Below are 23,683 nucleotides of genomic sequence, written 5' to 3' on the forward strand. Positions count from 1 at the left end.
ATAATTAAAATATTATATAATTGAGAAAATAATATTTGTGAATTTTGAATTGTTTATTTATGTAAGAACCAATTATAATGTATGAAAGTAGTTTTTTGGAGAGGGGTTTCATTTTGTCAGGCATGTCAAAGAGAATATTTATTATCGGGATAATACTTCTAGTTTTAATAGCCTTATTTTTTTATTACATACTACCAATATCCATCCCCCTGATTTTTGCAATTATTACCGCATTAATGTTAGAGCCCATTGTTAAATTGGTTCAATCTAAATTGAAACTAAAAAGGCAATTATCCATCATTATTGTCTTTACTCTCTTTACGCTCATATTGGGCTTTGCAATTTTTTTTATCATTACAAAAGCAATTTCTCAAGGAATTAAATTAGTTGAGGATGCTCCCGGTTATATTCATGAATTAACAGTAATATGGAATAATTATGAAGAATATTTCAGTAATGCCGCTCAAGACTTTCCCGAGGAAATTGTAACGGCCATTACGGATGAAGTAAACAATTTTTTGGGGTCTTTTATGTTGAGTTTGAAAATGCACTTTAAGATTGAAAATATAAGTGCATTCTTATCATATATTCCTAATTATTTAGTAAGCTTTTTAGTTTATTTGATAGCTCTATTTATGTTCATGATCGATTTACCGAGGCTTAGAGCAGGTATTTACAAGTACATGACTGATAAAACATCTAAAAAAGTAAAATTTATGACAACACGCCTCTCTTCAGTTATCTTTGGTTTTTTTAAAGCACAGTTTCTAGTAAGCTTAATCATTATGCTTGCTGCCTTTATCGGTCTTATACTTATTGCCCCCAAGGTAGCTATCATCATGACGCTAATCATTTGGATTATTGATTTAATCCCTATTATCGGATCTATTGTCATTTTAGCTCCGTGGTCATTGTATCACTTTTTTACAGGTAATATTGCATTTGGATCTAAGCTTGCTATCTTAGCCGTTATATTACTTGTTATTAGAAGGACAGTTGAGCCTAAGGTGATGGGGCAACATATGGGACTATCGCCACTCGCAACATTGATTTCCATGTTCCTTGGACTGAAATTGCTCGGAGTGCTGGGATTAATTGTTGGCCCAACCATACTCATAGTATTTAAATCTGCTAAAGAAGCAGGACTAATCAAATTAAATGTTAAAATTTGAAAAGGGCGCCAAACGGCGCCCTTTTATATTCCTAGAATCGCTTTTATAAGTGAAGTGGTTGTTCCACCTTTGTAAATCACATAAAGCAATAAATATACAATTACACCCGTAAACCCAGAAAGGAACCAAATAATGCTAGTAAAAGGTCCAAGCTTTTTGTGGATAGAAAGTTTTTTCTTATATCCAGTTACTAGAGATATAATACCTAAAACCGCACCAATGGTAGCAAGCGTGACATGAAAGATTAAAAATATTGTATAATAAACCTTGTATTCATCTGGCCCGCCAAAAGAAGTGTTTCCTACAAAAATAGTTCTGCTGGAGTATATGATGAAAAAGATTAAAGCAAATAATCCAGCTAGAGTCATAATCTTTTGATGTCCTTTAATATCTCGCTTTCTTATTTTTCCCCATCCTATAGCTACGAGTATCGCACTTGTAACGATACAAGCCGTACTTAAAGTCGGCAATAATGGAACTATCATATTATTAAATCAATCCCCTAAAAATATTATGTATTTGCTATCTAAAAGCATTTAGATAGCCGAATCAATCTACAGGATGAGGGTTGTTTTGAAGCAATGAAGCTTCATCAATTTTCTCCGCGTCTTCCTGCTCCTTTTTAAACCATTCAAAAAGTACTTTTATTAAAATAGTACCTAATACAATTTCCTGAATTATTTTCATAAGCACTCCACCGAGTTGCTGGTCTTCTCTTGCAGGCATATTTGTAAATAATTCGGGACCGCTTATAGATAGTCCAGACAATGTGCTTCCTGGTACACAGAGAGCCATCGCTTTCATCCACATTTCACCATCGGTATAAGTCGCATACATCGCAACAGGTGCAAAAATGATAAGGCCGCATGCAGGAGTTAACAACACTCCGTCCCCTAATATATAACCTAATTTCTTTAATCCGTGAAGTTGGTGTTGTCCCGGCAATTTATTAATTAACGGCCACCAAAGGAAAATGGCAAATATAAATAAAATAATCGTATAGGCAGCATGTATGACAATATTCATTTTCACAGCATCCATAACAAGAGGGATGTGATATACAGAGAACAGTCCATTAAAAAGAATTAACGCTATTAATGGCTTCGTAAAAAATTTAAAGATCCCTTTAATAATCGGCAAATCAATAATTTTTACCCATATCCAGTTCGGTATACTTAAAATGAGAATTGGCGGTATAATCAAATACAAAAAAGCCATTTGCACCATATGGAATGTAAACATAATATGGGCAAGCAAGTCTACTGGCGACCCTTTTGTCGTATAAAGCAGTACCATTGCAAGTAGAAATAGAATAGCTTGGCTAACTTTAAGCGGTTCACTATCATTAAATTTATGGCGCTGCTTTACTGTAATAAAAAAATATAAAAATATTACTAATAAAATAAATAGAATAAAATAAGGACTCCACAGTGCCCGGAATCCAAAAATACTTAAAGGCATAACACTTTCACCTCATTGAATTGGATTAAACCCCACATCAATTATACCTTTTTTATATGCCATACTTCAATGCAGGCAATTGACAAGTTCATGACAATAACCAAAAGCAAAGGCGCATGAGCTTTACTATAGAAACAGAAAAGCTAGCCAAATAGCGGCTAGCTCTTTCCTTTTCTTTAGATCCAAACAACTGTCATGAAGGCTAGTATTGTAGCAAAACCAATAATAACTCCTCCATATATAAATAACTGTGGTGCCTCGTGACCTTTATTGCTCATATGCATGAAGTAATAAAGTTGGAAAATTACCTGTACAACAGCAAGCAATAAGATAACCGGAATGACAAACCATTTACCAAAATCAGCTAAAACCGCACCAAATGCTATTAGTGTCAAGAATATGGAGATTGCAAAAGAAATTACTTGATGACGCATTTCCTCTGCATTTCTTCTCCGGCGATATTCATAATCTACTCTAGCATTACCAGAATTAATTTGTTGGTTTTCCATCTTTTATCACACCATCCCCATTAAATATACGACAGTGAAAATAAATACCCATACAACGTCGATAAAGTGCCAGTAAAGACTAGCAATATAAAATTTCGGTGCATTATAAAGGCTTAATCCTCTTTTGGAATTTCGCACCATTAATGCGATGAGCCAGCTAAGTCCAAAAACTACGTGCCCACCATGGAATCCAACAAGCGTATAAAACGCCGAACTAAATGCACTATGAGTGTAACCGAACCCTAGCCCATGAGTATAATGATAAAATTCATATATCTCAAACCCAAGGAAAGTTAAACCTAGTAAGACTGTAATTAACAACCACGTCTGCATTTTTTTAAAGTGAAAGTTTTTCATGTGATACATTGCATAGACGCTTGTGATTGAGCTTGTTAAAAGAACCATAGTCATAATAAAAGCTAATGGCAATTCAAATAAATCCGTTGAAACAAGATCCCCTTGCTTTGGTACCTTATCTTTAAGCGCAAGATAAGTGGCAAAGAAGGATGCGAATAAAACAGTTTCTCCTCCGAGGAAGAACCAGAAACCCAAAAATTTGTTTTTACCTTCTAAGGTTGCTTTTTCGGGTGCCTCAGGCCATGTTTTTGGTGTAAATTGTTCTTCAACATGCATTATGCCCTAACCCCCTTATCTTTATCATTCACTAATTCCGACTTTGGAATATGGAAACCATGATCATCTTTTAAAGATCTTAGTAACATAGAACCAAATGCTACGACAAGCCCGATGATTAAGACTGCAAGTCCCCATGGCTTTTCAACACGATAAATGCAGCCGAACGAAGCGATAAAGAATCCTAAAGAAATGAAAACTGGAAGAATAGAACCATTAGGCATATGGATATCTCCTACTGGCTCAGCAGGTGTAATTTCTTTCTTGCCTTCCATCTTTTCAATCCAATATGTGTCAACACCACGAACAAATGGTAATTGCTTAAAGTTATAAAAAGGTGGTGGTGAAGGAAGTGCCCATTCTAGTGTTCTTCCATCTTCCCAAGGATCATTGCCGACTTTAACATTTTTAATAGAAGTAATAACAATATTATATAGAAGGATAATCACACCCAATGCCATAAATGCGGCACCGATGGAACTAATAAGGTTCCCAGTATTTAATCCTTGTCCGTCAAGATAAGTTGCAATTCTTCTTGGCATTCCCATTAAACCTAAGAAATGTTGAATAAAGAAAGTTAAGTGGAAGCCAGCAACGAATAATACGAAAGTTATTTTTCCAAGTGTTTCATTAAGCATAGTTCCAAACAGCTTCGGCCAATAGAAATGTGTAGCCGCCAATATAGCGAAAACAACTCCGCCTACAATAACATAGTGGAAGTGAGCTACTACAAAATATGTGTCATGGAATTGATAATCGGCCGGTGCCGTAGCAACCATGATACCTGTAACTCCACCCATTACAAAAGATGGGATAAATGCGGCTGCATAAAGCATTGGAGTAGTAAATTTAATACTTCCTCCCCACATTGTAAACAACCAGTTGAAAATTTTAATACCTGTCGGAACACCAATCGCAAAAGATGCTACAGCAAAAATGGCATTTGCAATATTTCCCATACCAACTGTAAGCATATGGTGAGCCCAAACCATGAATCCAAGAAAACCGATTAATACAGTAGCGAACACCATAGAAGAATAACCGAATAATCTTTTTCTTGAAAAAGTAGAGAAAATCTCTGAGAAAATACCGAATGCAGGCAATATCAAAATATATACTTCAGGGTGACCAAAAATCCAGAAGAAATGCTCCCAAATTATTGTGTTCCCTCCTGCTGCTACATTAAAGAAGTTAGCTCCAAACATTCTATCGAATGTAAGAAGGAATAATCCAACAGTAAGCGGCGGGAAAGCAAAAAGAATTAACGCGGATGCAACAAAAGTTGTCCATGAGAACATAGGCATACGCATATAAGTCATACCAGGGGCACGCATGTTTATAATTGTAACAAGGAAGTTAATACCTCCCATTAACGTACCAAATCCAGATATCTGTATTCCTAATGCATAAAAGTCAATCCCATGTGTTTTTGACTCAAGTGATAATGATGCATAAGATGTCCACCCTGCATCAGGTGCTCCACCTAAGAACCATGAAACGTTTAAAAGCAATCCTCCAAAGAAGAATAACCAAAAACCTAAAGAGTTCAAAAATGGAAAAGCAACGTCCCGTGCTCCTATCTGAAGCGGCATGACCAAGTTCATAAAACCTATTAATATTGGCATGGCCGCAAGGAATATCATAGTCACACCATGCATAGTAAGCATTTCATTAAAAGTTCCGGCACTAACAAAAGTGCTATCTGGAACCGCTAGTTGAATACGAATAATCATTGCTTCGATTCCACCAAGTAAGAAGAAAAACCCACCTGCGGCAATATATAATATCGCAATCTTCTTATGGTCCACAGTCGTCATAAAATCCCAAGCTGTGGCACCGAAGCCTCTTTTTTGAGCAATACTACTCACATTTAAACCTCCTTCATTTTGGAGCGATTATTTATTTTGAACTTTTAGCTCCATTAAATATGCTGCAAGGGCATCCAAATCATCATTACTAATCTGTCCCTCATTAAATACAGGCATTTTATTTCCTGGTTTAATTGTATCTGATTCTCTAATCCATCTTTTCAATTCATCTTCATTGTGATCTAAAATACCAGCAATTCTTTCCCTATCTCCAAAGTTTGCAAGGTTTGGAGCAATTCTTCCCGCAGCAGGTGCTTCATTACTAGGATCGATTGCGTGACAAGATAGACAGCTATTGTTAAATACTTCTTCACCTTTTCTTGCTAAATCTGTTGTCGGAGCAGGTGCTTTTGCATTTTGCATGTCAGCAACCCACTGGTCAAATTCACCTTTAGGCACTGCTTTTACTTTAAAGTCCATAAAAGCATGAGATGGGCCACAAAGTTCAGCGCATTTCCCATAAAATATTTCTCCGACTTCCGTAGCTCTATCTTGATCTACAGAAAGATAAAATTTATTAATGTTATCAGGATTCGTATCAAGTTTTCCACCTAATGGAGGAATCCAAAATGAGTGCTTAATATCGGCAGATGTTAATCTAAAATATACCTTTTCATCAGTTGGTATCACTAAATCCTGGCTCGTCACAATTCCTAAATCAGGATATTCAAACTCCCACCAATAAAGATGTGCACGAACATCTACAACTAAAACTTCCGGGTTGCCATCTGCATCTTTTCTATCAATAGCAGAAACATCCCCTTGTTTAAAAGTAACAGCAACAGTTGGAACCGCAAGAACGATAAGTAGAATAACAGGAATGATCGTCCAAACTAGTTCAAGTACGTGACTTCCTTCAACTTGTTTAGGTATTTTATGTTCATTTTCCTTTGTACGGCGAAAGCGCACAATAACCAAGGTAAAAATCACGAACACTACAATAATAACTAATGTCATGATTCCTAAACTGAACATGATGAGATCGTATTGTTCTTTCGCAACTTCACCAGCTGGTTTTAGGGCAGACAGGTACGGCTTTCCGCAACCAGAAAGAACAAGCGCCAATATCGCAAAAACTGACAATAGACGCCCTTTTTGCAACCATTGTTTCATAGTTAATTTAAACCCCTCTTTCATAAAGTGTCTTCATGGTCACAAGACCAAGTCTTCGGTATATGGATTTCTATTTAAGAAAGAATTCCCCTAAAAAACGGACAATATTACCATAGCTGTAAACAGAATCGTCAAATAGTTTATCGAATATACAAACATGCGGGTAGCCCATTTTTTATCATCTCTGTTTTTATACCCGTTAATCCCTATTACAAGCCAGCCTATATTCAGTAAAGTCGCAAGGATGATAAAAGGTATTCCCAGCGAGGACATGAAAAAAGGAATAGGCAAAAGCAAAGCCACCCAGATAAGGATATGTCTCTTTGTTGTAGCAAATCCTTTTACAACCGGCAGCATTGGAATAGAGGCAGCTCTATATTCATCTACCCTTCTCATAGCCAATGCGTAAAAATGGGGAGGTTGCCAAACAAACATAAGCAGAAAAAGCATCCATGCCATTGGCGGTAATGATGGATCAACCGCTGCCCAACCAATTAAAGGAGGAACTGCGCCAGATATACTACCTATGATAGTATTGCTTACATATAGCCGTTTAGACCATAGACTATATAATACAACATAGCTAAACACGCCAATGATTCCAATGATACCTGCTGTGATATTCGTCATAAACAGTAATATTAACCCAGTGCCTACAAACGTAGAGCCTAGTGCCAATACTTTGGATCCACTTATTTTACCGGTTACTGTTGGGCGATTTTGAGTACGCTTCATGATTGGATCAATATCTCGATCTATGTAATTATTCATCGCACAAGAGCCTGCAATGATGAGAGAAGAGCCCAGCAATGTATATATGACTATATCTATTGACTGCAGAAAATGATTCCCAGTAAATAAAAAGGCCAGCCACAAACCAGTAAATGTAGTGATTAAATTTGAATTGACAATACCAATTTTAATAAGTGCAGTAAAATCTTTCAAGCCAATTTTTGGAGGGCTCGATGTATCATCCATTGTTGTCAGAATACGACTGTTTCCCATTCTTATTCCTCCTTTCTTTGAAAAATATAAGTTCATACATAACTATAATGCATTTATCATTGCTTTTCTCACTTTTCGCAGAAATTTCAGTATTTGTTCACTATTTGCATTATGTATGAAGTGTAAGACTAACCTTTATATTGTAGCATATATTGGCAAAAAAAATGTACTGTGTGCAATGATAATTATCACGTTCCAATTAATTATTAAATCATAATTCACATAGATTTGGTACGTGCCTCGTGATTAGAGTATGTCCAAACAATGACAATATATTGACATGTAGTGCATATGTATCCATTTTTAGCAAATAATTTCTTATTAATCAACTAATCAAGATGGCGAAATTCTATTGTAACAATATTGTCAGTTGTTTTTTCAAGTATGTTTATGTAGTATCGATAATGGAATTAATATTTAAAAATTATTACTTTAAGGTAAGAAGGTGAAAAATTGCACCGGAAATTAAAATGGTTTTCAGTCATTACCACTTTAGTCATGTTAGCCGTCTTACTGGGTGGTGCATTAGTGACCAAAACGGATTCAGGAATGGGATGCGGTAGGTCATGGCCTCTATGTAATGGAGAATGGTTTCCAAAAGATATATCTTCTGAGCTCATTATTGAATTAGCTCATCGCCTCGTATCAGGAAGCGCGGCAATTCTTGTCTTGATTCTAGCGATTTGGTCATGGAAAGTTATTGGACATAAAAAGGAAACTAAAACTCTTGCTATTCTCTCTATTACATTTTTAATGCTCCAAGCTTTGATTGGGGCTGCAGCAGTATTATGGCCGCAATCAAAATTTGTATTGGCACTTCATTTTGGAATATCTCTAATATCATTTGCCGCTGTTTTTTTATTGACACTGCTTATTTTTGAAGTTGATCAGAGATTCGATACAAGGAGTCTCGTTATTGATGGGAGAATGAAGAAACATATCATTAGCCTAACCATATATAGTTATGCAGTCGTTTATACTGGGGCACTGGTGAGACATACAGAAGCTAGTCTTGTATGCAGGGATTGGCCAATGTGTACAAACGGAAGCTTTACTCTTCCTAATAATATGTATGAGTGGATACAAATGGGCCATCGGTTAGCTGCGGGAATTATATTCCTCTGGATTGGTTATCTTATGATGTTATCTATAAAACATTACAAACATCAAAAAGTCTTGTACTGGGGTTGGATAATGGCATTTGTCATTGTTACACATCAAGTTGCCGCGGGTGCAATTGTCGTAATGACAAGTTTAAATATATATTTTGCACTTGCACATGCTTTATTTATTTCTTTTTTATTCGGATTATTAAGCTATTTCCTATTGCTTCTTACGCGGAATAATAATAAAACAGCTGAAGAAACAATCGAAAACACTTCCAATTCTACGGTAAAGTCATCAGAGGCGATAATTCATTAAGAAATGCTCAAGCGCCATAATCGAGGTACAGGCCCATGGGATATGGGTCTGTGTCAATGGATACTTTCCCAGGCTAAAGGGACAGAAATTTTGTTGGTCAATAGGCGATTTGAGCTAGACACTAAAAAACTTGCATAACTTAATTGTTATGCAAGTTTTTTATGCTAATTTCGAAGATTATACCTTTGTTGAAATGCCGGATGAACAGGCTGGGAAGCTTGTTCCGGATTATTTTTGCTCTTTCCAAATTTCTCTTCATAATTTTTGAACATTGCTACATTCGTGAGGATGCCCATAGCAATTGATAATACAAGGATGGAAGAACCTCCGTAACTAATAAAAGGAAGTGTTACACCTGTTATCGGGATTAAACCTGAAACCCCACCAAGATTTATAAAAGCTTGTATTCCAATCATCGAAGCAATTCCAATCGCAAGCATACTCCCGAATGGATCTCGACTTCGTATCCCAATAAATATACCTCGTAATACAAGATATCCAAGTCCCAGCATGACAAAACCGACACCGAATACCCCTAGTTCTTCGGCTATGATCGCCATAATAAAATCAGTATGTGGTTCTGGTAAATATCCAAGCTTTTGAACGCTTTGACCTAAACCAAGTCCTGTTATTCCTCCGGAACCAATAGCCAAATAGGAGTTCGCTAGTTGATTCCCCTCCTTCTCATATGTCCCGAAAGGATCTAAATATCCTACTATACGCCCCTTATTTCCCTCGGTAAAAATTTTATCAAATTTCATTACAATAAAAGGCGAAAATACCAGCCCTATCGTTAAAACGATTAATATTAGCTTTGATATAGAACGAAAACTCATGCCCGAGCAAAGGATGATTGATATGCCTATTAAAAGAGTAATGAAGGCTGTACCGTTGTCCGGCTCAATCTTTATTAAAAAACAAACAAATAAAAGGAAAAAAATGGGCGGAAATACACCTTTATTGAAATGATCGATATAGCGTTGTTTATTTGCATATACAGCTGAAAGGTAAATGATTACACTTATCTTAACAAATTCAGATGGTTGTATTTTCCTAGCACCTACACTAATCCAGCTTTGTGCATTATTCGTAGTATGCCCAATTACCGCTACTGCAAATAGCCCCAGCACCGCCATACCTGTCATAATCATAAGAAATGTTTTATTTCGGTATGCCTTGTATGGAAAAACAGCAAAGAACAAAAAAACAATAAATCCTATAAGTAAATTTATTTTTTGCTTCTGATAAAAAAAATCGGCGGGATATTCATACCACTGTACTGCTCTTACCATGCTTGAGCTGTAGACCATTACAAGTCCAAATAAACATAGTAATATGTATACGGCAATAATAGAATAGTCATAGGATTTTATGATTTTTTTAAACATAAAACTCGTCCAATCTTTGATTAAGGCTATTTTTTTAAAGTTTGTTCTTGTAAAAGCCCTAGAACTGGGCTTTTACGCCTAATAAGGAGTTTAGAAGTTCTTATTAAAAGGATAGCTCTTTCCCACTTTAATATCAGCTATAAGGATAATATCTATTTCTCGTTATGTATGTTTCATAAAAATCGCAACAATGTTTGGGAAAAGGGCCTTGATTAAAGATAAACCATCAGTATTATAAAATAAACCCAAACAATTCAAAAAAACTGTTTGAGTTTTGGATACATTTTAGTTGCTGCATACAACCCTATTTTTTTAAGGATGCTTCATGAAGAGCCGAAAGCTGTCTTTCTAAAGAACCCATTAGCTCTTTTCCATCCTTTTGATCAACCAAACCAAGACGTACAGCAAAATCTATTTCACGAGATAAACCAAACATTTGCGTGTCCAGCACTTCCTCGTATAAAGGGCATTGCGGCATTGTTAAATTGTCCATTTGCACCTGTATAAGACGCAAAATCTTATCAGCGTCCGCCTTAAGCAATGCATAGGCTTTTTCCCTATGATCAATTTGAATATCAGACACCACATTAATCCCCCTTATCATTAGAACAGCGCGTATACCAATATAATCAAGGTCACTTATCTATTTGTTGCAATTACTTATTCAAATAGACAATACTATCTGTAAATTCTACATCTAATATGTCCAAAATGCAAGTAGAACGAGTAGTTTTGTTATAGGTTCATAGACCTCTTACTTTTAATTTCAATCATTTCAAGTTATAATTTTTTAAGCAATGCATTAGGGCAATTTTCTAAAAAAAGAAACACGATTAGGGACGAGTCGATTAAGGCTACGCAAGCGAAAAGGACAAGAAGTTTGCTAGTCGATAGGCGCTGAAACTAGACACCAATATAAGAAAGGAGTTGTAATGATGAACACCATCATGTCCATAAAGGGGAAAGTAAAGTTCCCAATTACTCTTGATGCTGGCGTTTGGATTTTTGATGATCGCCGCATTGACTTAAATACATATTTCGTTCAAGAAAAGCAAGTAGAAGAAGATGAGGAAGAATTTACTGTTGTTTCAAAGCATTGGGATCGAGTAATCAAGGAGGGGGCTGTTTCTCCCCCGACATTAAAATCAGAAAGACAATTTGAAAAGGTAAAGATATTGACTGGAACGTTTGGAATCATGTTTGATCCCTTCTTAAAAAATGCTGAACCAAATGTGGAAGCAAGTTCCCTTGTAATCGAAACAGAAACCGAAGATATTGCAATTCCACTGGAGGATGGTTACCATCTTATCCTTCAATATTCGAAAGAAGGTAAGCCATTAAAAGAGGATGGACCTGTCCATATTTTATATCCCGATGGATCTAACCTGGATAACCCAATTAAAAATGTAAAAGCCTTTAGAGTAGAATAAAAAAATGATCCATCACTATGGAAATTGTGATGGATCATTTTTTTATAGTAGGTCCGCTGCCAGCTGTGCAAGACTAGACCTTTCTCCTTTTACGAGTTTTACATGTCCTGCCGTCGGTTCCTCCTTGAAGCTCTCTAACACATACGTGAGGCCATTATTATATTCATCTAAATATGGATGATCAATTTGTTCAGGATCCCCCATAAATACAATCTTACTGCCTTCTCCTACTCTAGTTAAAATTGTTTTCGCCTCATGCTTTGTTAAATTTTGTGCTTCATCAATGATAATAAACTGTTCTGGAATACTGCGTCCCCTAATATAAGTAAGTGCTTCAACCTCGATTGAACTCATTCCTGCCAAAATCGCATCGATTTCACCCGGCTTTTTTGTATTAAATAGGAATTCCAAATTATCAAAAATAGGTTGCATCCACGGTCTAAGTTTTTCTTTTTTCTCTCCAGGTAGATAACCGATGTCTTTTCCAACCGGTACGATTGGACGAGCAACAAGTAATTTTTTATATATACGCAAATCCTCGGTTTGCATTAATCCTGCAGCAAGTGCCAGCAATGTTTTTCCAGTTCCGGCTTTTCCCGTCAATGTTACCAGTTGAATATCGGTTCTAATGAGTAATTCAAGCGCCATTGTCTGCTGGGCGTTCCTCGGTTTAATTCCCCACGTCGGATCATTTTGATTTAACAACCTCTTAAGAACCGTACCGGAGGAATCAATTATCCCAATTCCGGAAGCAGAACTTCCAAGTTCATCTCTAATAATTAAAAATTGATTCGGATAAAATTTCTTATCACGAAGTTCATGTAGTAATATTTCTCCTTTTTCATAAAAGAGTCTTATTTTATCTAAACTTACATAATGCTCTATAACTCCTGTATAAATATGATCGAGCTCGACCACTCGATCATTCAGGAAATCTTCTGCATGCAATCCTAACGCATCAGCTTTAACTCTTAAAAGGGCATCTTTACTAACAAGAATGACTGGTTTGCCATCAACCTTTGTTTCTTCCTCAAGAGCTATATTTTTTGCCACGGCTAAAATGCGATTATCATTTGTTTTTTCTATAAATATTTCTTGAAGCTGCTGAAAGGAACGATGATTTAGCTCGATCCTTAATGTCCCCCCGTTCTCAAGCTGTACTTGTTCATGGAGCTTGCCTTTTTCTCTAAAGCTGTCGATCAATTTCGCAATATGTCTTGCATTTCTGCCGATTTCGTTCATATATCGCTTTTTAGAATCGACTTCTTCAAGAACAACAGCAGGAATCACAATCTCATTATCTTTAAAAGAAAAGATTGCATTGGGATCCTGAAGCAAGACATTCGTATCCAACACGTAAATTTTTGTCAAAATTGATGCCTCCTGCTCCTTTTTAATATCTTATGTTCATATTCATTGCCCGGTGTCAGGAGAAACAACGTTACAAGGATTAATCTATTTTATGAAATATATGAAAGCTTGAATAAAGATAGAAGATAAAAGCAAAATAAGTCTAGATGTAAGTTATATTTGGAGGGATATTGATGCGCCAAGCAATTTTTATTATATTTCTTATGCTGTTTATTTCCGCATGCAGCAACAATAATGGACAATCAAACTATAATAATAATTCTGATGTTATACCGCAAGGAGTTTCAGTTAAAAATAGCCATGTTGACATTAACAAAAACAATAACTTTACGGACGAGGAACGAGCAAACCACCTAGCTAATCTTGCTGCTGGTGTTCCGAATGTAAATGGAGCCACAGCTGTAGTCCTCGGCAATGTTGCAGTTGTTGGCATTGATGTAGATGCTAATGTAGATAGAGCAAAAGTGGGAACCATTAAGTATTCGGTTTCAGAAAGTCTTAAACATGATCCTCACGGCGCTGGAGCCGTTGTTGTAGCGGACCCCGATATTAATGCGAGGCTACAAGAAATACGAAGCGATATGAGAGCAGGAAAACCAGTACAAGGCATTATGAATGAATTATCAGACATTGTTGGGCGAATCGTACCTGATTCACCAGCTCCAGAAATGGGGAAAAACCCTGAAAAAGCGGTTAAAAAACCAAAAAAGCAAATGAATAACAAAAATGACCGAGAACTGGAAAAAGAACAGGAAAGACAATCTAATGAAAAAAATAGTTAATTTACATTTCATAACATGATATACTAAGAAGAATTAATTGTAGTATTCTTCAGGGGTGTTTTACATTGAGAGTACAATGTGTCCTATGTGATCAACTGTCACAACTGGAAGATGATTCTTCGTTGGCAAAAAAATTGCGTAATAGACCAATCCATACGTATATGTGCCAAAGTTGCCATGACCGTATTAAGATTAAAACAGAAGCTAGACTCGCAAGTGGTTCTTTTCAACTGTACAGCTATAATACAGATGATGATGATTTCTAAGTTAAAACCCGTTGTTTCTGATCAATCAGAAACAACGGGTTTTTTAATAAAGAGTATCATTTTAAGTCCAATTCTTTTGTTCTTCATAATCAATTCTATTTCCGCATCTAAGTACAGGGCAGCACTTATCGGTTGATGATTAAGGTTAAGTACCCGAGCTGATAGATAGACGGAAAATCTCCGCTTAATTAGTAACTATCATTGAAAAGGCTTAAAATAGACGGAGAATTTCCGTCTATTGTCTTATAAAGTGCAAAAATGGGGCATTTTTCAATGCATTACCGGAAAACCTTCCCTTATTTTCTCTGAAACGAGCTTCATTCTCGATTTAACCGGAAAATCTCCGATTATTTTACTTTTGCTTTGTTACTCTACTAGGAACAAGTCATTTTAGATAAAAGGAAGTAAGTCTTATCTAAAAAGTCCAAGAGATTCTCATTTTAATGTACTACGGTGAACCGAATCACAAGTAAGAGGCTTAATAAATAAGGGTTTTGTTTTCCTAATAAAGAAACTCGCCAATTACTATGGCGAGTTTTGCTTTTTAAACACTAATAAAGTTGTTATGTCGGTACGAATTTTAAGAAAAGCAGCTTAAAACGGAACCCTTTAGTTTTTCAATTAGTTGCTTTTATTTAATGCTCCTGATTTTCTCTCACGATTCAATCTAATTTTATAAATAATTAAAATTAGCGCCGCGACCATTAGTCCTTCTGCGATTGGCAAAAATATCGCTAAAAATGTAAAAAACAAACATCCAACGATTAAAAAGAGATAAATAAGGGCAGATTTCAATATTGGCAATTTCTTAGCAAAACCAAGCTTATATACTAGGACCGCTAGTCCAGTAATCGTCAACCAAAGCAACCAATTTGTTGCCTGGGCATTGTTCGTCAGTTGATAAAAAAATCGCAATGTTGGGGAAAAATTATCAATCGCCCTAAGATCTGAACGAGTAAGTGCTGCTATTACAAAGTCTGAGCTATTAAATATGTTCATTTAATCTGTTCCTCTCTCAACCATATGAAAAACTCGACCCTTTTAACTGGGGTCGAGTATAGCATAGCATATGTTTACTATCTGTTTCATCTATTGTTCCATTTCCGCGTACTTTTTCTTTTTGGCAACCCGTTCACGTTCGCTCTTATCTAATATTTGTTTACGAAGTCGAATAGATTCAGGAGTCACTTCACAATACTCATCATCATTTAAATATTCAAGGGCTTCCTCCAAAGACATAAGACGAGGCTTTTTGATGACAGCTGTTTGATCCTTCGTTGCTGACCTGACATTAGTTGCATGTTTTGTTTTAGTTATATTTACAGTAATATCGTTTTCTCTCGTATGCTCTCCAACGATCATGCCTTCATAAATTTCAGTTCCAGGCTCTACAAAAATCGTCCCACGATCTTCCACTTGCAGGATACCGTAAGTAGTGGATTTTCCTGTTTCCATCGATACAAGAACCCCTTGCCTTCTACCGCCAACTTTTCCTTGCTGCATTGGTTGATAGCTATCAAAGGTATGATTTAATATTCCGTACCCTCTTGTTAATGTCATAAATTCTGTAGTATACCCGATTAAACCACGCGCAGGAACGTGGAAAACTAGCCGCACTTGGCCGTTTCCGTTATTAACCATATCAAGCATTTCACCTTTGCGGGTTCCGAGGGATTCAATAATACTTCCCGTATGTTCCTCAGGAATATCTATTTGTACCCTTTCAATCGGCTCACATTTTACACCATCTATTTCTTTTACTATGACTTGTGGTTTTGATACTTGTAACTCGAAGCCTTCGCGTCGCATATTTTCAATTAGGATTGAGAGATGAAGCTCTCCCCTGCCAGAAACAATCCAAGCGTCAGGAGAATCCGTGTTATCTACACGGAGACTTACGTCTGTTTCGAGTTGGCTGCGAAGGCGTTCCTCCACTTTCCGTGATGTCAAATATTTTCCTTCCCTACCGGCAAACGGACTATTATTAACTAAGAAAGTCATCTGTAAAGTCGGTTCATCAATTCTTAACAGAGGAAGCGCTTCTTGATGTTCAATTGGACAAATCGTATCTCCGACATCAATATTTTCCATACCAGAAACTGCGATGAGATCTCCGGCAAACGCCTCGTTAATCTCAACTCTTTTTAAGCCAAAAAAACCAAACATTTTTGTTACACGAAATTGTTTTGTTGTACCATCCTGCTTTAGAATCGCAACTTGCTGTCCTACTTTCATAGTCCCTCTAAAAATTCTTCCGATTCCAATTCTTCCTACGTAATCATTATAATCAAGTAAGGAAACTTGAAATTGCAATGGTTCTTCTTTGTTATCTAAAGGAGCAGGGATAAAGTCAATAATGGTCTCATATAACGCCTCCATATTATCTTCCTGCTCTATATTTCTGCTTGCTGTTCCTTGAATTCCTGAAGCGTAAATAACTGGGAATTCTAGCTGGTCATCACTTGCATCCAATTCAATGAAAAGCTCAAGGACTTCATCAACTACTTCTTCTGGACGAGCGAAATCGCGATCTATTTTGTTAACAACTACGATCGGTGTCAGCTGCTGTTCCAAAGCTTTTTTTAGTACAAATCTAGTTTGAGGCATGCATCCTTCATAAGCGTCTACGACAAGAAGAACTCCATCAACCATTTTTAATATCCGCTCGACTTCACCACCAAAGTCAGCATGTCCAGGAGTATCCAATATATTTATTTTTGTATCCTTATATTGAATGGCGGTATTTTTTGCTAGGATCGTGATTCCACGCTCTCTTTCAATATCATTAGAGTCCATAGCACGTTCTGCCACTTGTTCATTTGTTCTAAATGTTCCTGATTGTCTTAATAGCTGGTCAACCAAAGTTGTTTTTCCATGGTCAACGTGTGCAATAATGGCAATATTTCGGATGTCTTCTCTAAGTTTCAAAGTGTTTCCTCCATTTAAAAAGCCTTTGTTATTATGATTAACTGAAGTATTATATCACATGCTGTAGAAGTTTTGGAATTTTTTTTGTACAATATACCTTTAAGGAGGCAGAATACATGAGTGGAATCAAGTGGAATCTATTATTATTGGCAATTTTAGGAGTATTCTCAATTGTAGGTTTTGGGATTTTTGTAGGGGTTAAAAGCTATATCGGAATGACTGTTTGCTTTATTTTATTTATAGCTATTATGGGATATGGATTTAAAACAAAGAAAAAAATGAGAGAAAATGGTCAAATATAAATAAAAAGGTGAGCTAAAGTTTGACTTTAGTTCACCCGAAAATATTCATTTACTAGTGTTTCATGAAGTCCAGGTTTTGATACTAATACTGGGCTTTTTTCTAGTAAATTTAGCGGCTCGCCATTTACATTTGTAACAATGCCGCCAACTTCTTCTATAATGATTTTTCCTCCTGCAAAATCCCATGGGGAAAGCTGCATACTAATATAAGCATCAAGCCGGCCAGTTGCAACATAAGCAAATTCCAGTGCTGCAGAACCGTAAGATCTTGTTCCTCTAACATCTTTCACAAGAGATAAAAGTGAATTTTTTGGATTGTCGGATGTTAACCATGTGGCACTGAATCCAATTACCGCTTCACTAAGTTGCGCACTTTCAAGCAGAGGAAGTTTCATGTCATCCCAATAAGCACCTTCACCTGATTTTGCATAATATAATTCATTATGTACAACATCATATAAATAACCGAGCTTCCCTACTCCATTTTCAAAAATTCCAATAGAAATAAAAAAATTCCTTTGTTGGTGCACAAAATTCATCGTTCCATCAATTGGGTCGATGATCCAGATGACGCCATCCATGTTTTTAACTTCATCACCAAAACCTTCCTCTCCCAATATCTTATGAGAGGGAAATGTTTCTTGGATGTGACTTATGAAGAATTGTTCTATCTCTTTATCAATATTAGTCACTAAATCATTAGCATCAGCCTTTGTGTCTATTTTTAAAGCAGTTTTAAATGAACCAATAATGTTTCGGCCGGCTTCTTTTAGCCATTTCTTAGCTGCCATGTCGACATTTGTCCAATTTACCATAATAATTCCTCCATTACATTTCCTAACAATTAGCTTAGAGAAAACAATATGTATTTTCAAGTTTTCGGCAGGATACGAATAAAAACGAACTGCCCACCTACTAAATATATGGGAGTCCGTTTCAATTTTTTTTACATTTCACTATCCTCATTTTTTAGAGCTCACAACGCTTCAAGTTTTATTAACTCTGAGCGAATTCTTTCCAGTTTACGCTTGGATTTAATTTTCATTTCATCATCATCCTCTTGTAAAGCATCGAAAAGAACAGCTAATTCGTAATTTAATTCTAAACGTAGTACTGCAAGCTTTTGTTTATCCAAATTTTTCTTCCTATATGCATTCATTACTTGTTTCATGGAAAAACACCCCTTCCGAAATGGTTGTAGATTTATTCAACTTTCGGGTTTACTTATTATATTGTATGTTGCCGCAATAAGCATGCAACAAAATTGTGTGTTCACCTATCGCCTCTAAAAGCATGAATAAATGTGTAATGATTGCTTAGCTTTTTTGTACCCGTTTAGTTACTTTCATAAACGTAGTTGGTCCTTTCAATTAGCGGATATTATGAGCTTCTCATCTTAATCAAAGAATGTACTTCCGATTCTTTCGCTTTTTTTATCGTTCTATAAGAAGAATATCCACTAACTTCTTCAAACTCTTTATCAAACTTTTTTTCCTCAGCTTTACTCGTTACGATTTCTTTAAATATTCTATACCTATTCATTAATTCTGATTTTTGAATTCCTGTTTCATAAGCTTTTTCAATTGCTTGATAAAAATGAACGACATCCACAATTTCATCCGTAGTCCAATCTAGTGAAAAAGGGTATTGATATTCCATTATAACCGCTCCTTTAACTCTTATATATATTATTAGTTTACTTACACTGTTGTATACAAACCTCTTTTAAAAACAAAATATTGGTGATATAATTTGTTTTTGTTTTAAGTACTCTCTATCGTTATAAAAGGATGTGATTTCTTTGTCCCAATATGAAACACCATTATTTACAGGGCTAGTCCAACATGCCAAATCGAATCCAGTTCAATTTCATATTCCTGGTCATAAAAAAGGTGCAGGAATGGATCCCGAATTTAGAGATTTTATTGGGGAAAACGCCTTGTCTATTGATTTAATTAATATTGCACCTTTAGATGACCTGCATTATCCAAAAGGGATAATTAAAGAGGCACAAAAATTAGCAGCAGAGGCATTTGGAGCTGACCATACCTTTTTCTCTGTACAAGGGACTAGTGGCGCAATTATGACAATGGTAATGTCGGTTTGTGGGCCTGGGGATAAAATAATAGTCCCGCGTAATGTACACAAATCAGTAATGTCAGCCATTGTGTTTTCTGGTGCCACTCCTATTTTTATACACCCGGAAATCGATCCAAACCTAGGCATATCTCATGGAATTACGACTGAATCTGTTGAAAAAGCATTGCAAATTCATCCTGATGCAAAAGGATTACTAGTCATAAATCCAACTTATTTTGGAATTACTGCCGATTTAAAGAAAATTGTAGACATTGCCCATTCATATCATGTTCCAGTCCTTGTAGACGAAGCTCATGGAGTGCATATTCATTTCCATGAAGGATTACCTCTTTCCGCTATGGAAGCAGGCGCTGATATGGCTGCAACAAGCGTGCATAAGCTAGGAGGCTCCTTGACGCAAAGTTCTGTTCTGAATGTTCGGGAAGGACTAGTATCTCCACAGCGAGTACAATCAATTATTAGCATGCTAACGACAACATCAACATCATATATATTACTTGCATCACTTGACACTGCAAGAAAAAGACTCGCAACAGAAGGAAGAGATCTTATCGGAAGAGCCGTTTCTATTGCTGAATCAATTCGTGAAAAGGTTAATGAAATTCCTCATCTATCATGTCCTGGAAAAGAAATTTTAGAGTCTAATGCAGTTTTTGATTACGATCCAACGAAACTCATTATTTCTGTAAAAGATCTCGGAATAAACGGATATGAAGCCGAAAAATGGCTTCGGGATGAATTTCAAATTGAAGTTGAGCTATCTGATTTATATAATATTTTATGTATTATAACACCGGGAGACTCGGAACAAGAGGCAGCCATTCTTATTGAAGCACTAGAAAAATTGTCTGAGCAATTTGGAAAAGCGGATGATGAACCCAACCATCATCATGTATTCCTGCCTGAAATTCCTCTTTTAGCCATGAGTCCTAGAGATGCCTTTTATTCTGATACCGAAATCATTACTTTGGACGAATCTGCTGGGAGAATTAGTGCTGAATTTATTATGGTTTATCCACCCGGCATTCCCATCTTCATACCTGGAGAAATTATTTCAGAAGATAATCTATTGTATATAAGAAAAAACATAGAAGTCGGTCTGCCAGTCCAGGGGCTTGAAGATGAAACTTTGCGTACAATTAGAGTAATTAAAGAATTTGAAGCAATAAAATAAATTATGTAAAAAGAGAGGCCGAATTAAAGGACCTCTCTTCTTTTCTCATTGAGGAGTTTCGATTAAGTTGGGATCTAATGTTTCATATCCCTTATCCCTTAAACCTTTTACAATTTGCTCCAATCCAGCGTTTGTCCATTCTCGATCATGCATAAGTAAATTTGCACCGTTCCCTAGCAATTCCGTATTAACCATAATATCAGCTATTTTATCTTTTGACATATAATCATTTTCCCAATCATACCCGTAAGTCCAGTTCATTACGAGCATATTTTCGTCATCTGCTATCTGTCTACTAATATCTGTATTTGCGCCGAATGGGGCACGAAAGAACTTAGGACGTTCTCCTGTTAGTTCCTCAATCTTATCATTAACAGACAAGATTTCTTTTTTTTGCTCCTCGGGAGATAATGTAGTCAAATTTGCATGTGAAAACGTATGGTTGCCAATTACAAAACCAAGATTGTAGATTTCCTTCACGATTTCTTCTTTTTCATGATTATTAATAAAGTGGCCATTAACGAAAAAAATAGCAGGCGCATTTAATTCTTTCAACGTTTTGGCCATCTCCAGCGCATATTTATCGGGAGCATCATCAATAGTTAATAAAATTACTTTTGGATTCGCATTATTAATAGGTTCAAGTGAAAAAACAGCGTTCATTTTATATTTGGGAACAGGAAGTTCAGCTTGTGGTTGCTCCTCAACTTTTTCCTCTTCAACCATACTTTCAGAAATCTGTTCGTTCTCTTTCTCTGCTAAATTAGAATTTGGCTCTTCAGTGACTATTTGATCGTTATTTGCAGATTCTTCCTTCGGTGTGGACTGGCTGCTGCATGCAGATAAAATGATTGCAGAAGCGACCATGGTGATCAGTAGTTTCATTGGTTCCCCTTTCAAATTCTAAGGCTTTCTTAAAATATTATAATCTTTAACAATCATAGTGTCCAAGAATGATGATATCAAATGAGAATATGGAGCATTGTATGCAGTAAACCATATGTGAATAGACTTGTAATGGTAATAATGAAGGTATCTTTTTTCGATTCAACTATTTTTCTTGCTAATAAAACGGCAAGATAACTAAACACAATAAATAATATAACTTTTGATAATAGATGATCTTTACCTGAAAACCACTCAGCAAGCGTAAAACCACTCCAAATAATTAACTGCAGTAGGAGTGCTACATATTTTTTTACCATCTGAATCACCGTCATTTCGGGAAATGTTTTTACATAAATCGTATGGATATTATTGATTTTATGCTTTTGCATTACCGAAAATGAAAGGCCGTCCCTTTTTGAAAGTAATTCAAACTTCCAATGAGACAGCCTTTTGATAAATTATTTTACAATATGAATCGGTGTTCCTAAAGCTACTTCTGCAGCTTCCATCGTAATTTCACCTAATGTAGGATGTGCATGTATTGTCATTGCAATATCTTCAGCAGTCATTCCTGCTTCTATGGCAAGACCTAATTCAGAAATCATATCTGATGCACTTGGACCCGCAATTTGTGCCCCAATGACTAAACCATCTTCTTTGCGTGTAACAAGCTTAACAAATCCGTCCGTATTATTTAAAGCTAAAGCACGTCCATTAGCTGCAAACGGGAATTTAGCAGCAGTAATGTCAAGACCTTCTTCCTTCGCCTGCGCTTCTGTATATCCAACTGTAGCAAGTTCTGGCTCAGAGAATACTACAGCAGGGATGCCTAGATAGTCGATTTCAGAAGGCTGGCCTGAAATAGCCTCTGCAGCAATCTTTCCTTCATAGGATGCCTTATGTGCCAATGGTGGACCAGGCACAATATCTCCGATAGCATAAATGCTGCTTACGCTTGTTCTGCATTGCTTATCAACTTCAATGACTCCACGTTCAGTCATTTTAACACCGACTTGTTCAAGTCCCAGCTCATCCGTGTTTGGTTTGCGGCCTACTGTAACAAGTACATAATCAGCTTCTATTGTTTTTTCTTCACCTTTAGCATCGAAGGTTACTTTAACACCATTTTCTGTTTCCTCTACACCTTTAGCCATTGCCTTCGTAACAATTTCAACATTTTTCTTTTTCAAGTTACGTTTAACTAAAGCTGTCATTTGTTTTTCAAATCCGCTTAAAATATCATCTGCACCTTCAAGAATCGTAACTTCAGAACCTAAGTTTGCGTATGCTGTTCCTAGCTCTGTACCAACATATCCGCCACCAATGACAATAAGCTTATTAGGAATTTCATCTAAGCTCAAAGCCCCAGTAGAATCAATGACACGTTTTGAATATTTAAAGCTAGGCAGTTCAATGGGACGTGATCCTGTTGCAATGATTGCATTCTTAAATGTATAAGTTTGAGCTGAATTTTCGTCCATAACACGAATGCTGTGGTCATCTACAAAATAAGCTTCGCCGCGTACGATGTCTACTTTATTTCCTTTTAAAAGACCTTCTACACCACTTGTTAATTTCTTAACGACTCCAGCTTTCCATTCTTGGACCTTTGTAAAATCAATTGTTACATTTTCGGCTTTAATACCAAGATCGTCAGAATGCTTTGCATTTTCATAACGATGTGATGCTGCAATAAGTGCTTTGGATGGAATACATCCAACATTTAAGCAAACACCGCCCAAGCTGCCTTTTTCTACAATGGTTACCTTCTGTCCAAGCTGTGCAGCGCGAATTGCTGCAACATATCCACCAGGACCAGCACCGATGACGATTGTATCTGTTTCAATAGGGAAATCTCCTACTACCATTGT

Annotated in this window: 25 protein-coding genes; 7 read left to right on the forward strand and 18 right to left on the reverse strand. The window is 36.3% G+C overall.

Annotated features, from left to right (window positions below; all coding sequences use genetic code 11):
• Positions 1–122 precede the first annotated feature (122 nt).
• Positions 123–1,172 carry a sporulation integral membrane protein YtvI gene (ytvI, locus tag NQ185_RS04135; protein ID WP_307000202.1) on the forward strand — a complete coding sequence of 350 codons (1,050 nt, stop codon included), beginning with the start codon at positions 123–125 and terminating at the stop codon, positions 1,170–1,172.
• Positions 1,173–1,195: 23 nt separating this feature from the next.
• Here the strand turns inward: ytvI and NQ185_RS04140 are convergent, their stop codons facing one another.
• The 7 genes from NQ185_RS04140 to cyoE all read right to left on the reverse strand — a co-directional run bounded on the left by NQ185_RS04140 (position 1,196) and on the right by cyoE (position 7,761).
• A complete protein-coding gene (locus NQ185_RS04140; RefSeq protein ID WP_257580286.1) occupies positions 1,196–1,657 on the reverse strand; it encodes a DUF420 domain-containing protein in 462 nt (153 codons plus the stop codon).
• A gap of 64 nt (positions 1,658–1,721) precedes the next feature.
• A complete protein-coding gene (ctaG, locus tag NQ185_RS04145) occupies positions 1,722–2,633 on the reverse strand; it encodes a cytochrome c oxidase assembly factor CtaG (protein ID WP_257580287.1) in 912 nt (303 codons plus the stop codon).
• A 176-nt stretch (positions 2,634–2,809) separates the two neighbouring features.
• A complete protein-coding gene (gene ctaF / locus NQ185_RS04150; protein WP_257580288.1) occupies positions 2,810–3,142 on the reverse strand; it encodes a cytochrome c oxidase subunit IVB in 333 nt (110 codons plus the stop codon).
• A gap of 6 nt (positions 3,143–3,148) precedes the next feature.
• Positions 3,149–3,775 (reverse strand): cytochrome (ubi)quinol oxidase subunit III, encoded by a 627-nt coding sequence (locus tag NQ185_RS04155; RefSeq protein WP_257580289.1) that lies wholly within the window; start codon positions 3,773–3,775, stop codon positions 3,149–3,151.
• The gene (locus NQ185_RS04160; RefSeq protein ID WP_257580290.1) at positions 3,775–5,643 is read right to left on the reverse strand and encodes a cytochrome c oxidase subunit I; all 1,869 of its coding nucleotides are present in this window, start codon (positions 5,641–5,643) and stop codon (positions 3,775–3,777) included. Before NQ185_RS04160 ends, NQ185_RS04155 begins: the two co-directional genes overlap by 1 nt.
• Before the next feature lie 27 nt (positions 5,644–5,670).
• A complete protein-coding gene (gene coxB / locus NQ185_RS04165; protein ID WP_257580291.1) occupies positions 5,671–6,756 on the reverse strand; it encodes a cytochrome c oxidase subunit II in 1,086 nt (361 codons plus the stop codon).
• Positions 6,757–6,846: 90 nt separating this feature from the next.
• Complete coding sequence (gene cyoE / locus NQ185_RS04170; protein WP_257580292.1) at positions 6,847–7,761, reverse strand: heme o synthase; 915 nt, start codon at positions 7,759–7,761, stop codon at positions 6,847–6,849.
• A 453-nt stretch (positions 7,762–8,214) separates the two neighbouring features.
• Between cyoE and NQ185_RS04175 the strand changes: the two genes are divergently transcribed.
• Entirely contained in the window at positions 8,215–9,183 is a 969-nt protein-coding gene (locus tag NQ185_RS04175) for a COX15/CtaA family protein (RefSeq protein ID WP_257580293.1), read from the forward strand.
• 164 nt (positions 9,184–9,347) lie between these two features.
• On the opposite strand, the gene NQ185_RS04180 is transcribed toward NQ185_RS04175, so the two are convergent.
• Both NQ185_RS04180 and NQ185_RS04185 read right to left on the reverse strand, forming a co-directional pair.
• Complete coding sequence (locus NQ185_RS04180; RefSeq protein WP_257580294.1) at positions 9,348–10,571, reverse strand: FtsW/RodA/SpoVE family cell cycle protein; 1,224 nt, start codon at positions 10,569–10,571, stop codon at positions 9,348–9,350.
• A 304-nt stretch (positions 10,572–10,875) separates the two neighbouring features.
• Entirely contained in the window at positions 10,876–11,175 is a 300-nt protein-coding gene (locus tag NQ185_RS04185; RefSeq protein ID WP_307000045.1) for an Fpa/YlaN family protein, read from the reverse strand.
• A gap of 331 nt (positions 11,176–11,506) precedes the next feature.
• Here NQ185_RS04185 and NQ185_RS04190 point away from each other — a divergent pair, with 331 nt between their 5' ends.
• Complete coding sequence (locus tag NQ185_RS04190) at positions 11,507–12,001, forward strand: peptidyl-prolyl cis-trans isomerase (protein WP_257580295.1); 495 nt, start codon at positions 11,507–11,509, stop codon at positions 11,999–12,001.
• A 42-nt stretch (positions 12,002–12,043) separates the two neighbouring features.
• Here the strand turns inward: NQ185_RS04190 and NQ185_RS04195 are convergent, their stop codons facing one another.
• Positions 12,044–13,372: a PhoH family protein gene (locus tag NQ185_RS04195; protein ID WP_307000048.1), complete on the reverse strand. Its 1,329-nt coding sequence runs from the start codon at positions 13,370–13,372 to the stop codon at positions 12,044–12,046.
• A 173-nt stretch (positions 13,373–13,545) separates the two neighbouring features.
• Between NQ185_RS04195 and NQ185_RS04200 the strand changes: the two genes are divergently transcribed.
• Positions 13,546–14,154 (forward strand): YhcN/YlaJ family sporulation lipoprotein, encoded by a 609-nt coding sequence (locus NQ185_RS04200; RefSeq protein WP_257580296.1) that lies wholly within the window; start codon positions 13,546–13,548, stop codon positions 14,152–14,154.
• 65 nt (positions 14,155–14,219) lie between these two features.
• On the forward strand, positions 14,220–14,420 hold the full coding sequence (locus NQ185_RS04205; protein ID WP_257580297.1) for a YlaI family protein: 201 nt from the start codon (positions 14,220–14,222) through the stop codon (positions 14,418–14,420).
• Positions 14,421–15,041: 621 nt separating this feature from the next.
• Here the strand turns inward: NQ185_RS04205 and NQ185_RS04210 are convergent.
• Both NQ185_RS04210 and typA read right to left on the reverse strand, forming a co-directional pair.
• Positions 15,042–15,419, reverse strand: coding sequence for a YlaH-like family protein (locus NQ185_RS04210; protein ID WP_257580298.1), 378 nt, complete (start codon positions 15,417–15,419; stop codon positions 15,042–15,044).
• Between the two features lie 90 nt (positions 15,420–15,509).
• Positions 15,510–17,348, reverse strand: coding sequence for a translational GTPase TypA (gene typA / locus NQ185_RS04215; protein WP_257580299.1), 1,839 nt, complete (start codon positions 17,346–17,348; stop codon positions 15,510–15,512).
• A 116-nt stretch (positions 17,349–17,464) separates the two neighbouring features.
• On the opposite strand from typA, the gene NQ185_RS04220 reads away from it, so the two are divergent.
• Positions 17,465–17,650 (forward strand): YlaF family protein, encoded by a 186-nt coding sequence (locus tag NQ185_RS04220; RefSeq protein ID WP_257580300.1) that lies wholly within the window; start codon positions 17,465–17,467, stop codon positions 17,648–17,650.
• Between the two features lie 26 nt (positions 17,651–17,676).
• Here the strand turns inward: NQ185_RS04220 and NQ185_RS04225 are convergent, their stop codons facing one another.
• The 3 genes from NQ185_RS04225 to NQ185_RS04235 all read right to left on the reverse strand — a co-directional run bounded on the left by NQ185_RS04225 (position 17,677) and on the right by NQ185_RS04235 (position 19,309).
• A complete protein-coding gene (locus tag NQ185_RS04225; RefSeq protein ID WP_257580301.1) occupies positions 17,677–18,465 on the reverse strand; it encodes an inositol monophosphatase family protein in 789 nt (262 codons plus the stop codon).
• A 161-nt stretch (positions 18,466–18,626) separates the two neighbouring features.
• Positions 18,627–18,821 (reverse strand): YkzI domain-containing protein, encoded by a 195-nt coding sequence (locus NQ185_RS04230; RefSeq protein WP_257580302.1) that lies wholly within the window; start codon positions 18,819–18,821, stop codon positions 18,627–18,629.
• A 209-nt stretch (positions 18,822–19,030) separates the two neighbouring features.
• Entirely contained in the window at positions 19,031–19,309 is a 279-nt protein-coding gene (locus NQ185_RS04235) for a UPF0223 family protein (RefSeq protein WP_257580303.1), read from the reverse strand.
• A gap of 142 nt (positions 19,310–19,451) precedes the next feature.
• Between NQ185_RS04235 and NQ185_RS04240 the strand changes: the two genes are divergently transcribed.
• Complete coding sequence (locus NQ185_RS04240) at positions 19,452–20,924, forward strand: aminotransferase class I/II-fold pyridoxal phosphate-dependent enzyme (protein WP_257580305.1); 1,473 nt, start codon at positions 19,452–19,454, stop codon at positions 20,922–20,924.
• Between the two features lie 45 nt (positions 20,925–20,969).
• On the opposite strand, the gene NQ185_RS04245 is transcribed toward NQ185_RS04240, so the two are convergent.
• The 3 genes from NQ185_RS04245 to lpdA form a co-directional block, all read right to left on the reverse strand.
• Positions 20,970–21,809: a polysaccharide deacetylase family protein gene (locus NQ185_RS04245; protein ID WP_257580306.1), complete on the reverse strand. Its 840-nt coding sequence runs from the start codon at positions 21,807–21,809 to the stop codon at positions 20,970–20,972.
• 77 nt (positions 21,810–21,886) lie between these two features.
• Positions 21,887–22,129, reverse strand: coding sequence for a hypothetical protein (locus tag NQ185_RS04250; protein WP_257580308.1), 243 nt, complete (start codon positions 22,127–22,129; stop codon positions 21,887–21,889).
• Between the two features lie 141 nt (positions 22,130–22,270).
• Entirely contained in the window at positions 22,271–23,680 is a 1,410-nt protein-coding gene (gene lpdA, locus NQ185_RS04255; RefSeq protein WP_257580310.1) for a dihydrolipoyl dehydrogenase, read from the reverse strand.
• Positions 23,681–23,683: the final 3 nt, after the last annotated feature.

This window comes from Lederbergia panacisoli (assembly GCF_024626525.1).
Classification (GTDB): Bacteria; Bacillota; Bacilli; order Bacillales; family Bacillaceae_C; genus Lederbergia; species Lederbergia panacisoli.